Genomic DNA, 16,623 nt, shown 5'->3' on the forward strand with positions numbered 1-16,623 from the left:
CGTCACTCCATCGTTCCAAAATCGATCCGTCCCAGCGGGACCGGAGCCAGCAGTCGCTGGACTTCGCCGGACAGGCGGCGGACGTCGCTCGCCACGAACCGGGCGTAATGTTTGATATTGCGAGGGCCGACGCCATGTTCGGCGCTGAAGCTGCCGCCAAATTCATCGACCACGCAGGCGAAGACCGATGCCCGCGCGTGATCCATTACCGCTTGGTCGGGCGGCCCGGCATGACGGGGCCAGACCAAATTATAGTGGAGGCCGCCATCGCCGATATGGCCGAAGTCGTGCGGGACCAGCGCGGGCGTTTCCGTCCCTAGTCGAGCCGCCATCGCGCTGCGAAAACGCATGACATCGCCGCGCCGCAACGCGATGTCGCACGCGACCACTGCGCCCGCCGCCCGCAATCCTTCGGTCAGCGCGTGGCGGATCGCCCAAAGCCGTCCCCTATGATCGATGGCGATGTCCACGATGGCAGCGTCGACCGCCATCATCATCGGCTCGAGCACCGTACCCAGCTTTTCCTCCAGCATCGCCGCGTCCAGCGCGGCACCGGCGGACAATTCGATCAGCACCGCATAATCGGGCACCGCCGCGAACGGCGCGCGCAGCGTCTGCACATGGGTGAGCGCTGCCGTCATCGCATGCGCGCTGATTCCCTCAAACGCGGTCAGCAGCGTCCCGAATTGCGCCTCCAGCTCCAGCAATAGCGGCAAGGCCGCGTCGGCATCGCGCAGCGCGACCAGCGCCGTCATCTGAACAGATGGCAATGGCTGAAGCGCCACCGTCGCGCGCGTCACAATGCCCATCGATCCACCGCTGCCCACCAGCAATTGCTTGAGATCGAGGCCGCTATTATTCTTCCACAACGGCGCGCCGAGCGACAGCATCGTACCCGCCGCGTCGGCGCGGACCATGTCAACCGCCATCAGATTGGTGCGCACGTCGCCATAGCGCAGCAGGCGCGCGCCACCTGTATTGGCAGCGATCATGCCGCCGATCGACGGGTCCGCCCCCAGGTCGATGGGGAAGAACAGCCCGTGTTCCGCCGCCGCCGCGTTGAGCGCGCTCAGGCGCACACCGGCGTCGACGGTTGCGGTGCGGTTGGCTGGATCGATATCGATATGGCGGTTCAGCCGGTCCAGGTTCAGGACGATATCGCCACCACTTTCCCCCGGCTGCACATTCTCCCGCGACAGCCCCGCCCCCATCAGGCCGGTGCGACCGCCCTGCACCACGATCCGCATACCGGTTTCCGCCGCGAGCGCGACCAGCGCGGACACCTGTTGGGCGCAATCCGGGCGAACGACCGCATCGGGCACCCCGCCGCCCTCGCCCCGACCGTCGAACCGATAGGGGGCGATGTCGTCCGGGATGGTCAGGACATGGTCCGGGCCTACCACGCCGCACATCCGGTCGATCAAGCCGGGGATCAGAGATGAGCCGACGCTCATTGCTTCGTCATGTGAAAAATGCCGGTCGCATTGCCGCTGTCGAAGGACAGGTCGAGCGCCCCCGTCGCCGGATCAACGTCGCGGCTGATGAATTCGTAGAAGGAGCCGGGCACCATCCTTCGAAGCTCCTCGCCCGAAGCGGTGGCAAAGCAGCGCTCCACCATATCGGCGCGGAACGCGGTCTGGCGCACGCGACCAGTGCGGGAAAATTCAACCTTATCCTTGATCGGGCGGCCCAACGCGCGCTGTTCTTCGGCCAGCGCAACGACGTCGGCGACGCGATCGGTCGCATGGTTGAAGGCATTGCCTTCGGTCGCGATCCAGGCGGCTTCGGCAGAGACGCTGCGCAGCCGCTCATAATCCTCGAGAGTGCAGGGCGCATGATGACAGCCAAAGGCGGCGACCAGCGTCGGCAGCATCGCAACCGCGCTGTCGAAAGGGATAGTTTGTCCGGCAGCGAGACGATCGAGCGCCGCCACCGCCTCGGCATCCAGCGGGTCGCGCGACGTGCCGAACACGCGATCGGCGACCGCCCCGAACTCTTCATCGAACTGATCGACATGCAGTTCGCTGACGAAGAACTGGGGAATGGTTTCGGGAAAGTCGCGATGGCGATAGGCGCGGCCCGTCATCCGCAACGCGGGCAGCGGATAGGTCGCAGCATCCTCATAACCGAGCGGTTCAAGGAAGCGGCGAAACGCCTGTTCGCCGCGTGGCAGCGCACCAGTTCCCCCCTGCGCAAAGGCGATAGTGCGGATCGCACCATGATCGAAGCACAGGCGGCGGCCGCTCGCCACCGCGTCACCGACATAGCCCGCCGCGCTCGGCACCCGGTCCAGCAGCCCTGCAAACAACACGATGTTCATCGCTGCGGCGATCTGCGCGCGGGTGACGTCACCCGATGCCGCGATCTCCTCCGTCATCATGGGGGTCAGCAGGTCGAGAGTGCGGCATCCGCCTTCCTCGCCCAACATGGCGATAACCAATCGCCGCACCCCTTCATTCTCGAACATCATATCATATTTCCATCGCCGCATTGATCGATATCGGTATAATGCCTTGCATAGCGATGTTTCCAAAACGGAATAGGATCATCTGTTAATGCGTATTTGGAATGAATGAGGGTCGCCGCTTGCTGCCGCCCATGGCCGCGCTCAACAGCTTTGCCGCCGCCGCCCGCCATGGCAGCTTCTCGCGCGCGGGCGAGCAGGTCGGCCTGACGCAAAGCGCGGTGAGCCGTCAGATCGCGATCCTTGAGGATTGGCTGCAAACCCCGCTGTTCGAACGCAGGGGCCGCCGCGTCGTCCTCAACCCCGCAGGCCAGGCGTTCGCGGATCAAATCCGGCCTGCCCTCGATCGGATCAGGGCGGCGACCGAACAGGCTTTGATGCTCCATTCGGGGCGCAGGCTGAACATTGCTACCCTGCCCAGCTTCGGCATGCGCTGGCTCGCCCCGCGCCTGCCGGACCTGACCGCGCAATATCCCGACATGACCGTGAACTTTGCCGCCCGCTCTTTCCCCTTCGACCTTGCCGAAGAAGGTTTCGATGCGGCGATCCATTTCGGTCGCCCGGACTGGCCCGATGCCGACCATCTGTTTCTGTTTCGGGAAGAGGCCGTCGTAGTGGCCGCGCCGGGATGGCTGGCCGATCACAAGATCGTGCAGCCGTCCGACCTGCTGACCAAAGCGCTCTTGTTCCAATCGTCGCGTCCGTCGGCATGGAACCGATGGTTCGCGGAAGCGGGGATCGTCGATCTGCCACCCCTCAAAGGTGCGACGTTCGAACATTTCCTGATGCTCGCGCAAACAGCGGCGGCGGGCGCGGGCGCGGCGCTGATCCCACGCTTTCTGATCGAGCCCGAGCTTGAAGCAGGCACCCTGGCCACTCCCTTTGCCCAGACGCTTTCGACCGAAGACGCCTATTATCTCGTGAGACGTCCAGGCTGGGAGGGCCATGCGGGGCTGAGCGACTTTGGGACGTGGATAGCGCAACAGAGTCAGGGCTGGGTCGGCTGACTCCACATCGTGGAAAATCAGCAAGTTACGCAACCTGCTTGATCCCGTTCGCACAGCGCCCTTCAGCCGTCGCATGAGGCAAACCCCACCTGAGCAGCCAGTATCAGGGGCGATGCTTCCAGCTTGTGCGCAATCCGTATGGCCGTCACCTGATCAATGGCGTCGATGACGCACCGGCAGATCAGGATATCATCCTCCATATGCGCCTCCACATTGCGGGGCGTCACCCAAGCCTGTGAAAAATGTCCGAGGATCCGGCAAAGCGACTGTGGGTCCACTATTGCCCGAACCTCGAATATGGCTGTCATGCGCTTACGGCACGGGCCGCCTCCACGATCCGGCGCGCGGCGGCATCGGCTACTATTGCGGGCGACACCCCCTGCGCTGATGCCTGGTCCAGAATCAGGCGCGTGCGCGGCCCGATGGCCAGGACGCGGTCGCGAACCTGATCCGCTTCTTCATTCAGATATTCGGCGGACACGTTGATGATGCCGCCAGCGTTGGCAACATAGTCGGGAACGTAGGAAATGTTCCGCGCCATCAGCATTTCGGCAACGTCTGGGCTGGACAGTTGGTTGTTGGCCCCGCCGCATATGACGCGGGCGGCTATGCGGGACACGCTATCAGGCGTCAGCACGCCGCCCAAAGCGCAGGGTGCGAATATGTCGGCATTCGTTTCTGCTATCGCGTCTATCCCGACGACCTCCGCGCGATACGCTTCACGCATGCGCTCCGCACGCCGGGGATCGATATCGGCGACCACCAGATGCGCGCCCGCTTCGGCCAGCAGCGCGCACAGACCCTCGCCCACATTGCCGACGCCCTGCACCGCTACGCGCAGGCCCGCCACCCCGGAACCCAGCCCATGGTCTGCGGCAGCTTTCATCGCCTCGAAAATGCCAAGCGCCGTCCATGGGGAGGGATCACCCCCCGCACGACCGCCCTGTTTGGCGAGGCCAGCGACATAGGCAGTTTGGCTTGCTATATTTTGCATGTCCGTGATGTTGGTGCCGACATCCTCCGCGGTCACGTAGCGACCCTGAAGCGCCTCCACCGCTTCCCCGAAGGCGCGGAACATCGCTTGCCGGTCGAAGTCGCCTTCAGGACGTCGGATCACGGCCTTGGCACCGCCGAAGGGCAGGCCTGCCAGCGCGTTCTTAAGTGTCATCCCTTCGGCCAGGCGAAGCGCATCGGCCAGCGCGGCTTCGTCATCCTCGTAGGTCCACAATCGGCAGCCGCCTGCACCCTGGCCCAAGGCGGTTGAATGAACGACGATGAAGCCCCGCAGGCCGCTTTGCGGGTGGTCCAGTGCGATGACCTCTTCGGGTCGGGCGTCGGGGACTTGCAATGTCATGATGTCTCTTTTCCAAATATCTGTGGGATGAAGCTGCGCGCGGCTCAGGCCGCGTCGTCCCCGGCCTCCAGAGCGAGGAGCGCAAAAGTGGCCAGCCAATGCTCGCCCATATAGTCGCCCGCCACGTGCGGGAGGGTGACGGCAAGATGCCGGTCGGCCGCGGCGATCCCCAGTTCTTGAGCAATATGTCCGTCTGGAAGGGCGGCAGCGATGCGCCGCCAGCACCAGGCGCGGCTGAGATTCAGGCCATCGAGGTGCGCGATCTTGCCGTCCGTCCGGTCGGACACGAAGGCTGGCGTCAGCAGGGTTTCCGGCGCGCCGCTGCGAAGGTCGGGCAGAAACGCGTCGAACCAAGGCACGAAATCTTCGCGCGGAAGTATGCGGCTCATGAGCAGAGCCTGCATCAGCGTGGGCGATAGAAATTCATCGCCCGATGGCTCCCAAGCCTGGCTTGTCCGATCGCCCAAATACCAGTCACGCGCGCGTTGTTCGATCAGGACGGCGAGTTGCGCATCTCGACCCTTCGCCCATCCATGCGCCAGCACGAGCGCAAACGCGCTATTGGTGTGAATGCCATGACGGATAGGGTAAGTCAGCTTGGGTAGATAATCGTGAAAGCGGAGGGCGAAGGCCCGTGCCAGCGGCTCGACCGCCGTCGCCCATTCCCGTCCGGCATGCCGATCAAGTTCCTGATGCAGCGCGAGCAACCACGCCCAGCCATAGGGCCGCTCGAAACCGCCAGCCATGGGGCGGGCGAGATACGCAACTTCTTCTTCGACCTTCTGCCGGGTCAACATGACATCGGCGCGCTCCCTGATTGCCGCAGCCTGGGGAATGTCGGGGAATAGCCGCAGCAGGCGCATGACCTGCCACCAGCCATGGACGCAGCTGTGCCAGTCGAAGCTGCCGTGAAAGATCGGATGCAATGCAGCGGGCGTCATCGCATCCTGCGGACCAGTCAGCACATGGTCGAGCTTGTAAGGATATTCGCGACCCAGATGGCCCAGCGTGAGGCCCGCAAACCTGGTGGCATGAAAAGCATCAAGGCGGTTCGTCATGACGGGAATCCCAGAAAGTAGAGCAGCAGGATATTGGCCCCCAGCATGACGACGGCGGTCGGCATCTGCGCCCAAATCACACCATAGGGGTCGCGCAGGTTGAGAAGTGCCGCAGGGACCAGATTGAAATTGGCTGCCATCGGCGTCATCAAAGTCCCGCAGAAACCGGCCAGCATGCCGATCGCCGCCACCGCAGCCGGGTTGCCACCCTGCGCGCTGATGAGCAGGGGCACGCCGATCGCGGCGAACATGACCGGGAAGGCGGCGAGCGCATTCCCCATCAGCGCCGTCAGCAACGCCATGCCCACGCAATAGATCGCGACCTGCGCGAACAGATTGCCACCTGTAGGCACGTAGCCGAGGATGTGCCCCACAGCCTCGCCCATCCCCGACGCGGCATAGACGACGCCAAGGCTTGCGAGCATCTGCGGCATCAGCGCGGCCCAGCCCATGCCGTCCATCAACCGCACCCCGGCCTTGAGCGGCGCGGCCGGGCCGGGGCGAAACCAGATCATGCAAAGAAGCGCCGCCAGCACTGCACCGAGGGCCAGGGAGATGAGCGTGGCGTTCGAAGCCTGCACGATGCCCGGAACCGCCTTGAACAGCAGCGTTCCGCCCAGAGCCGCGAGTGGGATCAGCAAAGCGGGCAGGAACAGCCGATTGCCAAAGCGCATAGCCATCACGGTTCGGGCGGCGACGGACTCATCGGCGGCCTGATGCTTCGCGAGGGTACGGCCGGATGCCGCCACCACCACAATCGCGATGGCGACGATACCATTGCCAGTGTCGCCGATGACGTCGCCCAGCAGGAAGCTCACCGACACCAGCCCCCACAGCAGCGCCGTGGCCCAACGCCGCGCGTCCCGCCGGGACAACAGCGTGACGACCGCAAAGCCCAGGAACATCGCACCGGCGAGCGCATAGACAAGGCCAAGCCCGATCATCGCTCTACCTCCGTGGCGGGCCGAACGCGCCGCCGGTCCAGCATAAGCACGCGCCCGCCATGGATCACCAGGGCAGCGATGGCGGTGGGCACAGCCCAGATCGACAGGTGGAACGGCTCCACCGCCATGCCATAGCCCTTCATCACCCCCATCATCAGCAGGATGGAGCCGATGGCTAGGAAGATATCCTCGCCGAAGAACAGGCCGATATTATCCGTCGCCGCGCTCATCGCCTTCACATGTTCCGGGTCATGCTCGGCCTCGTCCTGCTCGGCAGCGGCCTGGGCCATCGGTGCCAGCATGGGGCGCACCATCGTGACCTGCCCGCCAAGCTGGGTCAGGCCGACTGCCGCACTCAACTGCCGCGCGAACAGATAGATGAGCAGCAGCCGTCCCAGGGTCACGCCCTTCAATCCGGCCATCAACTGGCGCGCCCGTTCCTGAAGGCCGTGCTGCTCCAGCAGGCCGATGGTGGGCAAGACGAGGAACACGGCGGTCACGAACTTGTTCGCATTGAACGCGCCGCCGAAGCGCGCGATCATCTCATGCGGTGAAAGGCCCGCGGCCAACCCCGCCGTGGCCGCGGACGCCAGCACGACGATCAGCGGATTGATCCGTGCGATCAGCCCCGCAAGAAGCACCAATATGGCGAAAAGAACGAACATAGGATCGAAGTCCTGTTGATAAGGCAAGCCGTGACCTATTCCGGCGCGCCATAGCCTCCGCCGCCCGGCGTCTCGATGACGATCGCGTCGCCGGTTTCCAACAGCGTCTGCGCCGTGCCCGCGAGGGTGGTGGAGGTGCCGTCGCTGCGTTCCACCCGCTGCCGGCCAGGAGCGCCCGCGCGGCCGCCGTTCAGGCCGAATGGCCCTTCGCTACGGCGGGACGACACGATGCTGGCGGTCAGCGGCTCCAGCGCAACGATCCGCCTGACGACGCCGTCGCCACCACGATGCGCACCTGCACCGCCGGAGCCGCGCCGCACGGCGAAACGGTCGAGCCGCACCGGATATCGCATCTCCAGCACTTCGGGATCGGTAATGCGCGTGTTCGTCATGTGCGTGTGCACCGCCGACGCGCCATCGGCATCCGGCGTGGCTCCCGCGCCACCGCAGATCGTCTCATAATATTGCACCCGATCGTTACCGAACAGGAAGTTGTTCATCGTCGCCTGCGCACTTGCGGTCGCACCGAGCGCGCCCAGCAGGGCATTGCAGACCGCCTGGCTCACCTCGGTATTTCCGGCGACGACGGCGGCACCAGGTCGCGGCGACAGGAAAGTGCCGGGGGGCACGACGATGTCGAGCGGCAACAGGCAACCTTCGTTAAGCGGCAAGTCTTCATCAACCAGGCAGCGGAAGGCATAGAGGACGGATGCACGCGTGACGGCGGGCGGCGCGTTAAAGTTTCCGGGGCGCTGTACATCCGTGCCGGTGAAATCGATGCGGGCCGAACGGCGCGCCCGGTCCACGGTCACGGCCACACGCAAGAGAGCGCCGTCGTCCATGCGATAGTCGAACGTTCCGTCACCGATGCGATCGATCACACGGCGCAGGCTTTCCTCCGCATTCGCCATGACATGGCCGACATAGGCATGCACCTTGCGCCAGCCATAGCGATCCAGCAGGGAACGCATTTCCTTTATGCCCGCTTCGTTCGCGGCAACCTGCGCTTTCAGGTCAGCGACGTTGGTATCTGGACTGCGCGCGGGGTAACGGGCCGATCCGAGCAGCCCGCGCAGTTGGCCCTCCCGAAAGTAGCCACCATCCAACAGCAACAGATTGTCGATCACCACCCCTTCCTCGTCCAGCGAGGTGGAGGCCGCCGGTGTAGAGCCGGGCGCGATGCCGCCGATATCGGCATGATGGCCGCGATTGGCGACGAAGAAGCGGATCGTCTCGCCATCGTCCGCGAACATCGGCGCGACCAGCGTGATATCGGGCAGATGCGTGCCGCCGCGATAGGGATCGTTCAGCGCGACCATGTCGCCGGGTTTCAGGCTTTTGCCCCGCGCGGCGATCACCGCGCGCACGCTTTCGCCCATGGCGCCCAAATGGACCGGGACATGCGGCGCGTTGGCGATCAGATTGCCATCCGCATCGAAAAGAGCGCAGGAAAAATCCAGCCTTTCCTTGATGTTGACGCTGGTCGATGTGTGGCGCAGCACCGCCCCCATCTGTTCCGCGACCGCCATGAACATCTTGTTAAACAGCTCAAGCATCATGGGATCGACCGCGGTGTCGTCCGCCGTCGCCGCAACTGTCGCTACAGCGGTTCGCACGATGACGAGATTGCCCAGTCCATCGACTGTGGCTGCCCAGCCGGGCTCCACCACCGTGGTGGCCAGGGCTTCGCGGATCAGCGCGGGGCCGACGATGCGATCGCCCGCCAGCAGCGCTGCGCGATCATGGACAGGCGCTTCTACCTGCGCCCCCATGCACCATAATAACGTGCGGTCCAACACGGGCACGGCAGCGTCCGCTTCGCGCTTCGCCAGTTGCGGCATGGCGACGGGTTCGCCCGGCAGCACCACTTCCACTTCCAAACTATCGATCACCAATGCGCGACCGGGGGTGGAAAAGCCGAAGCGGCCGATATGCGCACTGTCGAACGCGGCCTTCATGGCGGTCGCGTCGGCCAGGTCCACGGCCAGGCTGGTATCGGTCCCATCGTAACGCAAATAGGCGCGGGCCTCGCTGCGCAACAAACTCGCATCAGCGGCATTGGCTGCCATCGCCGCGCGGAGTTCGGACGCGATTCCATCAGCCTTCGCGCCAAGACGCGATACCGATGCCAGGTCCATCCCCTCTTCAATCCCGACGCGGCGCACGTCCGACTGATCGGCCAAGCCCATGCCATAAGCGGAAAGCACCCCGGCAAAGGGATGGACGAACACCGTGGCTATGCCCAGTTCCTCAGCCACCAGACAGGCATGCTGCCCACCCGCGCCGCCAAAGCACTGGAGCGCGAAGTCGACGAGGTCGAACCCTTTTTCGGTGGATACTTCCTTGATCGCGCGCGCCATGGCGGCGACGGCGACGCGGACGAAGCTTTCCGCCACGTCGCGCGGATCGGTGGGGCGGCCATAGGCAGCCTCGACCTGGGCGGCGAGTTCGGCAAACCCCTGCTCTACAACGACATGGTCGAGCGGCTGATCGCCTGCCGCGCCGAAAATGGCGGGGAAGAAACGCGGGACGATCTTGCCCAGCATCACATTCGCGTCGGTGACGGTGAGCGGCCCACCCCGGCGATAGCTGGCCGGGCCGGGGTTCGCGCCCGCGCTGTCCGGGCCGACGCGATAGCGCGCGCCGTCGAAATGCAGAACCGACCCGCCCCCCGCCGCGACCGTGTTGATCGCGATCATCGGCACCCGCACCTGCGCTCCAGCGATTTCCGCTTCGACCAGCCGTTCCAACGCGCCTGCATAGAGCGCGACATCAGTGGAGGTGCCGCCCATGTCGAAGCCAATGATCCGCCCGAACCCGGCCGCCTCCGCCGTTCGCGCGGCGCCAACGACACCGCCCGCCGGGCCGGACAGGATCGCGTCCTTGCCGTGGAATTTGTCAGGCGTTGTCAGCCCGCCGCTCGACTGCATGAAATAGAGCGGAACATCGCCCAGCTGCGCCTCGACCCGCCCGACATAGTCACGCAGCACAGGCGACAGATAGGCATCGATCACCGTTGTCGAGGCGCGAGACCCCAGCCCGACAAGCGAACTGGTGCCGTGACTGGTCGAAATCTGGGTAAAGCCTGCCTGCGCCGCAAGCTCGGCAAGCCGCTTTTCGGTCGCGGGATATTTCCAGCCATGGGCCAAGGCGATGGCGCAGGCAGTGATACCGCTGGCGCGATGGCGAGCAAACATGGCGACGGCGGCTTCTTCATCGAGCAAGGAGATCGTTTCGCCCGCCGCACCGACCCGGCCACCGACCTCCTCCACCGCTTCATAAAAGGGCGCGTGACGCCGGATGTCGAGCGCGAACAGGTCCGGGCGCGTCTGGTCACCGATGACGAGCAGGTCGCCAAAACCTGCGTCCACAACCAACAGGACCCGCGACCCCTGCCGTTCCAGCAAGGCATTGGTAGCGACCGTCGTCCCCATCTTGACCCCGGCAAGGATGTCGGCCGGTATCCGCGCATCGAAAGGCAGATCGAGCAGCGTCCGAATACCAGCCGTCGCCGCATCGGAATAGCGTTGCGGGTTCTCGCTCAGCATCTTGACCGATGTGAAAGCGCCATCCGGCCGCCGTGCGACGATATCCGTAAAGGTGCCGCCACGGTCTATCCAGAATTGCCAACCGGCCAGCATCACCCGCTCCATTATATTGTGACATATTGTCTATAATGGAATATATGTTCGGCGTCAAGAACGGCGGTCAGATAGGGACTGCAGTCGTATATTTGACCTGCGATAGCGCGAAATGAGACGATCCAGTCGCGACCGACGGGTGGCGCAGCACCGTGCGCATCAGGAAGCGGTTATAATCCTCGACACCGGCGACGACGATGCGCAACAGATAGTCCCAGTCGCCCGACATCGAATAGCAGTCCATGATCTCATCGCGCGACGCGATGAAATTCTCGAACGCCTCGGTCGTTTCCGCGAGGTGGTTCTTGATCTTGATGTGGCACAGGACGTTGACACCGCGCCCCAGCCGGGTCGCATCTACCAGCCGAACCTGGCGGCCAAGCACGCCGTCCGCCTCCAGCGCGCGCATCCGCCGCCAGCAGGAGGCGGTGGACGCGCCGACCCGTTCGGCAAGTTCGGCATGGCTGATCGACGCGTCGCGTTGCAGCTCCTGCAACAGCTTGCGGTCAATCGCGTCTAGCGGGCGGACCGAACTCATGACGCCGCTCCATCCGCATCGGGTTGCCGATCCGGCGCGGCGCGCGCGAAGGCATCAATCGTCGCACAGCGCGCGTCCACCGCCACCAGTCGGGGGAAAGCGCCCAGATCGATGTCGAACCGACGGGCATTGTAGATTTGCGGGATCAGGCAGCAATCGGCAATGGTCGGTCGATCACCGAAGCAGAATCCGTCGCCGTGGCGCGCGACCGTTTCCTCCAGCGCAGCGAATCCCTCCCCGATCCATCTGCCGACCCATGAATCGATACTGCTCTGCGGCGCGCCGAGATCATGCTTCAGAGCCTTGAGCACACGCAGATTGTTGAGCGGGTGGATGTCGCACGCGACGGCCGCCGCCATCGACCGCACCTGCGCCCGCGCGATAGCGCCTTCGGGCAGCAGCGGCGGTTCGGGATGGGCTTCCTCCAGCCATTCGAGAATGGCGAGGCTCTGCGTCAACGTCTCCCCCTCAATCTCCAGCGCGGGCACCAGCCCCTGCGGCGCGAGGCGGCGATAATCCGGTGCCGTTTGCGCCCCCGTGCGCAGGTCGTGCGAGACCTGACGATGGTCGATCCCCTTGAGGTTGAGTGCGATCCGGACGCGATAGGCGGCGGACGATCGCCAATAGCCGTGGAGGACGGGCGTCACGACGCGGACACCTCGGTTCCGACTCGCGTCGGACGACCATATTGCCTTTTTACCTGCTGCATCGCTTACGCCCCTGGCCTAATGATGAGTTTCATTCGATAAATGAGTTTAACGTGATCGCATCCTATCTTCATTGCCCCCAATGAGGCAATAATTGAAACCAATATTTGTACCTATCCGTTATTATTCGTTCATGACGAATGATGATGCACCGCCCGCGCATGCAGCGTCCGACCCGACCATCGATGCCGGGACACAGGCCTATGCCAGGGGAAAAGCAAGAGCATGACCGACAACCAGCCCATATTCTCCGCTTTGCGCCCGCAACAGCCTGACGCGCTACTAGCGCTGATCGCGATGCACCGCGCCGATCAGCGCGGGGAAAAGATCGACGTGGGGGTCGGCGTCTATCGCGACCGGTCGGGCCTGACTCCGGTGATGCGCGCGGTCAAGATGGCCGAAACGCGGCTGGTGGCGCAGCAGTCCAGCAAATCCTATCTGGGGTCTGACGGCGATATCCGCTTCACTCAGTTGCTGGGGGAGCTGATATTCAGCGCGCAGTCGGTGGACGACGACCGCCGTTTCGGCCTCCAGACGCCCGGCGGCACTGGCGCACTGCGGGTAGGCGCGGCGCTGCTGACGCGGGCAATGCCCGATGCGCGGGTGTGGGTCAGCCAGCCTACCTGGCCCAATCATGCCCCGATATTTGCCGAAGCGGGCATGGCGACGCTGACCCATCCCTATTTCGACGCGAAAACAGGGGGCATCGCGTTCGACCTCATGCTGACCGCGCTCGATGAAGCGCGGGCGGGCGACGTCGTCCTGCTGCACGGATGCTGCCACAACCCGACCGGCACGCAGTTCTCAGTGGAACAATGGCAGGCGCTGGCCGCGCTGTGCAGCTTGCGCGGCCTCATCCCGTTCATCGACCTGGCCTATCATGGGCTGGGCGACGACCTGGCACCCGATGGTGCGGGCGCGCGCATGATGATGGAGGCGGTGCCCGCCGCGCTTCTCGCCTATAGCTGCGACAAGAATTTCGCGCTGTACCGCGACCGGGTCGGCGCATTGTTCGTGCAAGCGCCCAGCGCACCGCTGGCGGAGATGGCGCGCGCGAACACTTTGGCGTTGGCGCGTAGCCTGTGGTCGATGCCGCCCGATCACGGCGCGGCAGTGGTGCGCATGATCCTGGACGATCCCGCTCTGCGCAAGGACTGGCGCAGCGAGTTGGAGAGGATGCGCACACGATTGAACCGGATGCGCACGGCGCTCGCCGCTGCCCATCCCCTGCTCGCCCCGATCGCCCGGCAGCGCGGCCTTTTCTCCCGCCTGCCGATTGACCCGCAGACGGTCGAGGCGCTGCGCGATCATCACGGCATCTACATGCCCGCCGATGGCCGCATCAACGTTGCGGGCCTGAACGACGCCAATATCGGACGCTTTATCGAAGGGCTTCTGCCGCATCTGGAAGAATGCAGCGACGCCCCTTCCCCTACCATATTGTCCCATTCCTCCCTGAAGGAGCCTTGCACATGACCGCTTTCGACAACCCCATCGGCCTGGACGGTTTCGAGTTCGTCGAGTTCAGCGCCCCGGAAAAGGGCGTGCTGGAACCCGTCTTCGCCGCCATGGGCTTCACCATGATCGCGCGCCACAGGTCCAAGGACGTGCAACTGTGGCGGCAGGGCGGCATCAACCTGATCGCCAATTACGAACCGGGCAGCCCAGCGGCTTATTTCGCCGCCGAACATGGCGCGTCCGCTTGCGGCATGGGCTGGCGGGTGAAGGACGCGGCGAAGGCCTACGCCCTTGCCGTCGAGCGCGGTGCGGAACCGGTCGAGGTGCGCACCGGCCCCATGGAACTGCGCCTGCCTGCCGTGCGCGGCATTGGCGGGTCGATCATCTACCTGATCGACCGTTATGAAGGGGGCGAAGGCGCGCTGTCGATCTACGACATCGATTTCGTTTATGAGCCGGGCGTGGACCGGCATCCGGTCGGCGCTGGTTTCAGCATCATCGATCACCTGACGCACAATGTCTATGGCGGGCGCATGGCTCATTGGGCGGGCTTTTACGAGCGCGTCTTCGGCTTCCGGGAAATCCGCTATTTTGACATCAAGGGCGAATATACCGGCCTGACCAGCAAGGCGATGACCGCGCCCGACGGCAAGATCCGCATCCCCCTCAATGAAGAGGGCAAGGCCGGCGGCGGCCAGATCGACGAGTTCCTGCGCGCCTATAACGGCGAAGGTATCCAGCATATCGCGCTGCTGTGCGACGACCTCATCGCGGCGTGGGACCGGCTGAAGGCACTGGGCACACCGCTGATGACAGCGCCGCCCGCGACCTATTATGAAATGCTGGACGAACGCCTGCCCGGCCATGGCGAGCCGGTGGCGGAACTGCAGTCGCGCGGCATTCTGCTCGACGGATCGACCACGGAAGGCGACCCACGCCTGCTGCTCCAGATATTCGGTCAGGCGACGGTCGGCCCGGTCTTCTTCGAATTCATCCAGCGCAAGAAGGATGAAGGGTTCGGCGAAGGCAATTTCACCGCCCTGTTCGAAAGCATCGAGCGCGATCAGGTGCGGCGCGGCGCGCTCAATATAGGAGAACCGGCATGACCGCTCCAGACCTCAAGCGCATCCACCATGTCGCCTATCGCTGCATCGACGCGAAGGAGACGGTGGAATGGTATGCCCGCACGCTGGGCATGACATTCACCACGGCCTTTGCCGAGGACAAGGTGCCTTCGACCGGCGCGGACGACCCCTATATGCATGTCTTTCTCGATTGCGGCGGCGGCAACGTCCTCGCTTTTTTCGAGTTGCCCAGCCAGCCTGCCATGGGCCGCGACGCCAACACGCCCGAATGGGTCCAGCATATCGCCTTTGAGGTGGAAGGCGAGACCGCTTTGCTTGCGGCCAAGGCCCATATCGAGGGTCAGGGCATCGACGTCCTTGGCCCCACCTGGCATGGCGTGTTCAAATCGATCTATTTCTTCGACCCTAACGGTCACCGCATCGAACTGGCCTGTAACATCGGCACGCCGCAGCAATATGATGAACTGAAACGCGTCGCTCCGCTGATGCTCGAAGAATGGAGTCGCACCAAGCGCGCGCCCCGCCACGCCGAATGGCTGCACAAGGAACCCGACGCATGAAGCTTGCCAGTCTAAAAGGAGGCCGCGACGGCCGTCTTGTCATCGTGTCCGACGATCTGTCGACCTGCGTCGATGCGAGCGCGATTGCGCCGACCCTGCAGGCCGCGCTGGACGATTGGGCCAATATCGCGCCTCGACTGGAGGCGCTGGCGCGCGATCTGGCGAGTGGGGCCGCCACCGGCCAGCCGTTCGACCAGGCCGCCGCCGCTGCCCCCCTGCCCCGCGCTTATCAATGGGCGGACGGGTCCGCATATGTGAATCATGTCGCATTGGTGCGGCAGGCGCGCGGTGCGGAACTGCCCGACAGCTTCTGGCACGATCCGCTGGTATATCAGGGCGGATCGGACAGCTTTTTGGGATGCCGCGATCCCATCATGCTGGCTGACGAGGCATGGGGATGCGACATGGAGGCGGAGATCGTCGTCGTCACCGACGATGTGCCGCAGGGCGTCACGTCGCAAGACGCTCGCGGGCTCATTCGGCTGGTCGGCTTGGTGAACGATGTGTCGCTACGCAACCTCATTCCCGGCGAACTGGCCAAAGGATTCGGCTTCTACCAGTCCAAGCCCGCCAGCGCGCTGTCGCCCGTTTTCGTTACACCGGACGCGCTGGGCGCGCGCTGGCGTGAGGGCAAGCTGCACGGCACGCTTAGCGTGGACCTCAATGGCAAGCCTTTTGGCCGCGCGGATGCAGCCGTCGACATGACGTTCGATTTCGGCACGCTCATCGCGCACTTGGCAAAGACGCGGTCGCTGGGCGCCGGCACGATTGTCGGCTCAGGCACGGTTTCCAACCGCGACGCTGAAGGCGGCCCAGGCCGCCCCGTTGACGATGGCGGCCTGGGCTATAGCTGCATCGCCGAAGAGCGCATGGTTCAGACGATCCAGCGCGGCGCGCCGGAAACGTCCTTTCTACAAGATGGCGACACCGTGCGCATCTGGATGGAGGATGAGCAGGGCAAGCCGATTTTCGGCATCATCAACCAAAGGGTGAAGCGTTTGGCATAGCGGCAAGCTCAATGATTCTTGGAACGGGCATGACACACTGTCCTCGGCAACGGCATAAACGAACGGAAACGTTGTATTTAACGTCCTAAGCTGCAATATTGATGCATCGTGGAGTATATCTTCGCGCAAAAGACA

Annotated in this window: 15 protein-coding genes; 5 read left to right on the forward strand and 10 right to left on the reverse strand. The window is 64.2% G+C overall.

Features of this window, described 5'->3' with window-relative positions; translation table 11 throughout:
* Window positions 1-2: 2 nt before the first annotated feature.
* Both FHS54_RS04365 and FHS54_RS04370 read right to left on the reverse strand, forming a co-directional pair.
* Window positions 3-1,454, reverse strand: a complete 1,452-nt coding sequence (locus tag FHS54_RS04365) for an FAD-binding oxidoreductase (RefSeq protein ID WP_167302529.1) — start codon at window positions 1,452-1,454, stop codon at window positions 3-5.
* Complete coding sequence (locus FHS54_RS04370; protein ID WP_167302530.1) at window positions 1,451-2,470, reverse strand: DUF1338 domain-containing protein; 1,020 nt, start codon at window positions 2,468-2,470, stop codon at window positions 1,451-1,453. The genes FHS54_RS04365 and FHS54_RS04370 overlap by 4 nt, the downstream gene beginning before the upstream one ends.
* 98 nt (window positions 2,471-2,568) lie before the next feature.
* On the opposite strand from FHS54_RS04370, the gene FHS54_RS04375 reads away from it, so the two are divergent.
* Complete coding sequence (locus FHS54_RS04375; protein WP_167302531.1) at window positions 2,569-3,471, forward strand: LysR substrate-binding domain-containing protein; 903 nt, start codon at window positions 2,569-2,571, stop codon at window positions 3,469-3,471.
* 62 nt (window positions 3,472-3,533) lie between these two features.
* On the opposite strand, the gene FHS54_RS04380 is transcribed toward FHS54_RS04375, so the two are convergent.
* The 8 genes from FHS54_RS04380 to maiA all read right to left on the reverse strand — a co-directional run bounded on the left by FHS54_RS04380 (window position 3,534) and on the right by maiA (window position 12,318).
* Window positions 3,534-3,671, reverse strand: a complete 138-nt coding sequence (locus FHS54_RS04380; protein WP_167302532.1) for a hypothetical protein — start codon at window positions 3,669-3,671, stop codon at window positions 3,534-3,536.
* 104 nt (window positions 3,672-3,775) lie between these two features.
* A complete protein-coding gene (locus tag FHS54_RS04385; protein ID WP_167302533.1) occupies window positions 3,776-4,825 on the reverse strand; it encodes a Leu/Phe/Val dehydrogenase in 1,050 nt (349 codons plus the stop codon).
* 44 nt (window positions 4,826-4,869) lie between these two features.
* Complete coding sequence (locus FHS54_RS04390) at window positions 4,870-5,883, reverse strand: DUF2891 domain-containing protein (protein ID WP_167302534.1); 1,014 nt, start codon at window positions 5,881-5,883, stop codon at window positions 4,870-4,872.
* Window positions 5,880-6,827, reverse strand: a complete 948-nt coding sequence (locus FHS54_RS04395; protein ID WP_167302535.1) for a 5-oxoproline transporter, DUF979 family subunit — start codon at window positions 6,825-6,827, stop codon at window positions 5,880-5,882. The genes FHS54_RS04390 and FHS54_RS04395 overlap by 4 nt, the downstream gene beginning before the upstream one ends.
* Window positions 6,824-7,492 (reverse strand): 5-oxoproline transporter, DUF969 family subunit, encoded by a 669-nt coding sequence (locus tag FHS54_RS04400; RefSeq protein WP_167302536.1) that lies wholly within the window; start codon window positions 7,490-7,492, stop codon window positions 6,824-6,826. Before FHS54_RS04400 ends, FHS54_RS04395 begins: the two co-directional genes overlap by 4 nt.
* Window positions 7,493-7,527: 35 nt before the next feature.
* A complete protein-coding gene (locus FHS54_RS04405) occupies window positions 7,528-11,133 on the reverse strand; it encodes a hydantoinase B/oxoprolinase family protein (protein WP_167302537.1) in 3,606 nt (1,201 codons plus the stop codon).
* A 67-nt stretch (window positions 11,134-11,200) separates the two neighbouring features.
* Window positions 11,201-11,671, reverse strand: coding sequence for an Lrp/AsnC family transcriptional regulator (locus FHS54_RS04410; protein ID WP_167302538.1), 471 nt, complete (start codon window positions 11,669-11,671; stop codon window positions 11,201-11,203).
* Window positions 11,668-12,318, reverse strand: a complete 651-nt coding sequence (maiA, locus tag FHS54_RS04415; RefSeq protein WP_167302539.1) for a maleylacetoacetate isomerase — start codon at window positions 12,316-12,318, stop codon at window positions 11,668-11,670. Before maiA ends, FHS54_RS04410 begins: the two co-directional genes overlap by 4 nt.
* Before the next feature lie 285 nt (window positions 12,319-12,603).
* Between maiA and FHS54_RS04420 the strand changes: the two genes are divergently transcribed.
* From FHS54_RS04420 to FHS54_RS04435, 4 genes are read left to right on the forward strand one after another with little or no spacing between them, the layout of a single operon-like run.
* Entirely contained in the window at window positions 12,604-13,854 is a 1,251-nt protein-coding gene (locus tag FHS54_RS04420; protein ID WP_167302540.1) for an amino acid aminotransferase, read from the forward strand.
* A complete protein-coding gene (hppD, locus tag FHS54_RS04425; protein ID WP_167302541.1) occupies window positions 13,851-14,942 on the forward strand; it encodes a 4-hydroxyphenylpyruvate dioxygenase in 1,092 nt (363 codons plus the stop codon). Before FHS54_RS04420 ends, hppD begins: the two co-directional genes overlap by 4 nt.
* Window positions 14,939-15,481, forward strand: coding sequence for a VOC family protein (locus FHS54_RS04430; protein WP_167302542.1), 543 nt, complete (start codon window positions 14,939-14,941; stop codon window positions 15,479-15,481). Before hppD ends, FHS54_RS04430 begins: the two co-directional genes overlap by 4 nt.
* Window positions 15,478-16,488, forward strand: coding sequence for a fumarylacetoacetate hydrolase family protein (locus FHS54_RS04435; protein WP_167302543.1), 1,011 nt, complete (start codon window positions 15,478-15,480; stop codon window positions 16,486-16,488). Before FHS54_RS04430 ends, FHS54_RS04435 begins: the two co-directional genes overlap by 4 nt.
* The last annotated feature ends 135 nt before the right edge of the window (window positions 16,489-16,623 follow it).

Origin of the sequence: Sphingobium vermicomposti, from assembly GCF_011762025.1 — a bacterium.
Classification (GTDB): Bacteria; Pseudomonadota; Alphaproteobacteria; order Sphingomonadales; family Sphingomonadaceae; genus Sphingobium; species Sphingobium vermicomposti.

Bases quoted from the DNA above. Each gene is read 5' to 3' on its own strand.
- FHS54_RS04365 (WP_167302529.1), bottom strand. From the start codon at position 1,454: ATGAGCGTCGGCTCATCTCTGATCCCCGGCTTGATCGACCGGATGTGC.
- FHS54_RS04370 (WP_167302530.1), bottom strand. From the start codon at position 2,470: ATGATGTTCGAGAATGAAGGGGTGCGGCGATTGGTTATCGCCATGTTG.
- FHS54_RS04375 (WP_167302531.1), top strand. From the start codon at position 2,569: ATGAATGAGGGTCGCCGCTTGCTGCCGCCCATGGCCGCGCTCAACAGC.
- FHS54_RS04380 (WP_167302532.1), bottom strand. From the start codon at position 3,671: ATGGAGGATGATATCCTGATCTGCCGGTGCGTCATCGACGCCATTGAT.
- FHS54_RS04385 (WP_167302533.1), bottom strand. From the start codon at position 4,825: ATGACATTGCAAGTCCCCGACGCCCGACCCGAAGAGGTCATCGCACTG.
- FHS54_RS04390 (WP_167302534.1), bottom strand. From the start codon at position 5,883: ATGACGAACCGCCTTGATGCTTTTCATGCCACCAGGTTTGCGGGCCTC.
- FHS54_RS04395 (WP_167302535.1), bottom strand. From the start codon at position 6,827: ATGATCGGGCTTGGCCTTGTCTATGCGCTCGCCGGTGCGATGTTCCTG.
- FHS54_RS04400 (WP_167302536.1), bottom strand. From the start codon at position 7,492: ATGTTCGTTCTTTTCGCCATATTGGTGCTTCTTGCGGGGCTGATCGCA.
- FHS54_RS04405 (WP_167302537.1), bottom strand. From the start codon at position 11,133: ATGCTGGCCGGTTGGCAATTCTGGATAGACCGTGGCGGCACCTTTACG.
- FHS54_RS04410 (WP_167302538.1), bottom strand. From the start codon at position 11,671: ATGAGTTCGGTCCGCCCGCTAGACGCGATTGACCGCAAGCTGTTGCAG.
- FHS54_RS04420 (WP_167302540.1), top strand. From the start codon at position 12,604: ATGACCGACAACCAGCCCATATTCTCCGCTTTGCGCCCGCAACAGCCT.
- hppD (WP_167302541.1), top strand. From the start codon at position 13,851: ATGACCGCTTTCGACAACCCCATCGGCCTGGACGGTTTCGAGTTCGTC.
- FHS54_RS04430 (WP_167302542.1), top strand. From the start codon at position 14,939: ATGACCGCTCCAGACCTCAAGCGCATCCACCATGTCGCCTATCGCTGC.
- FHS54_RS04435 (WP_167302543.1), top strand. From the start codon at position 15,478: ATGAAGCTTGCCAGTCTAAAAGGAGGCCGCGACGGCCGTCTTGTCATC.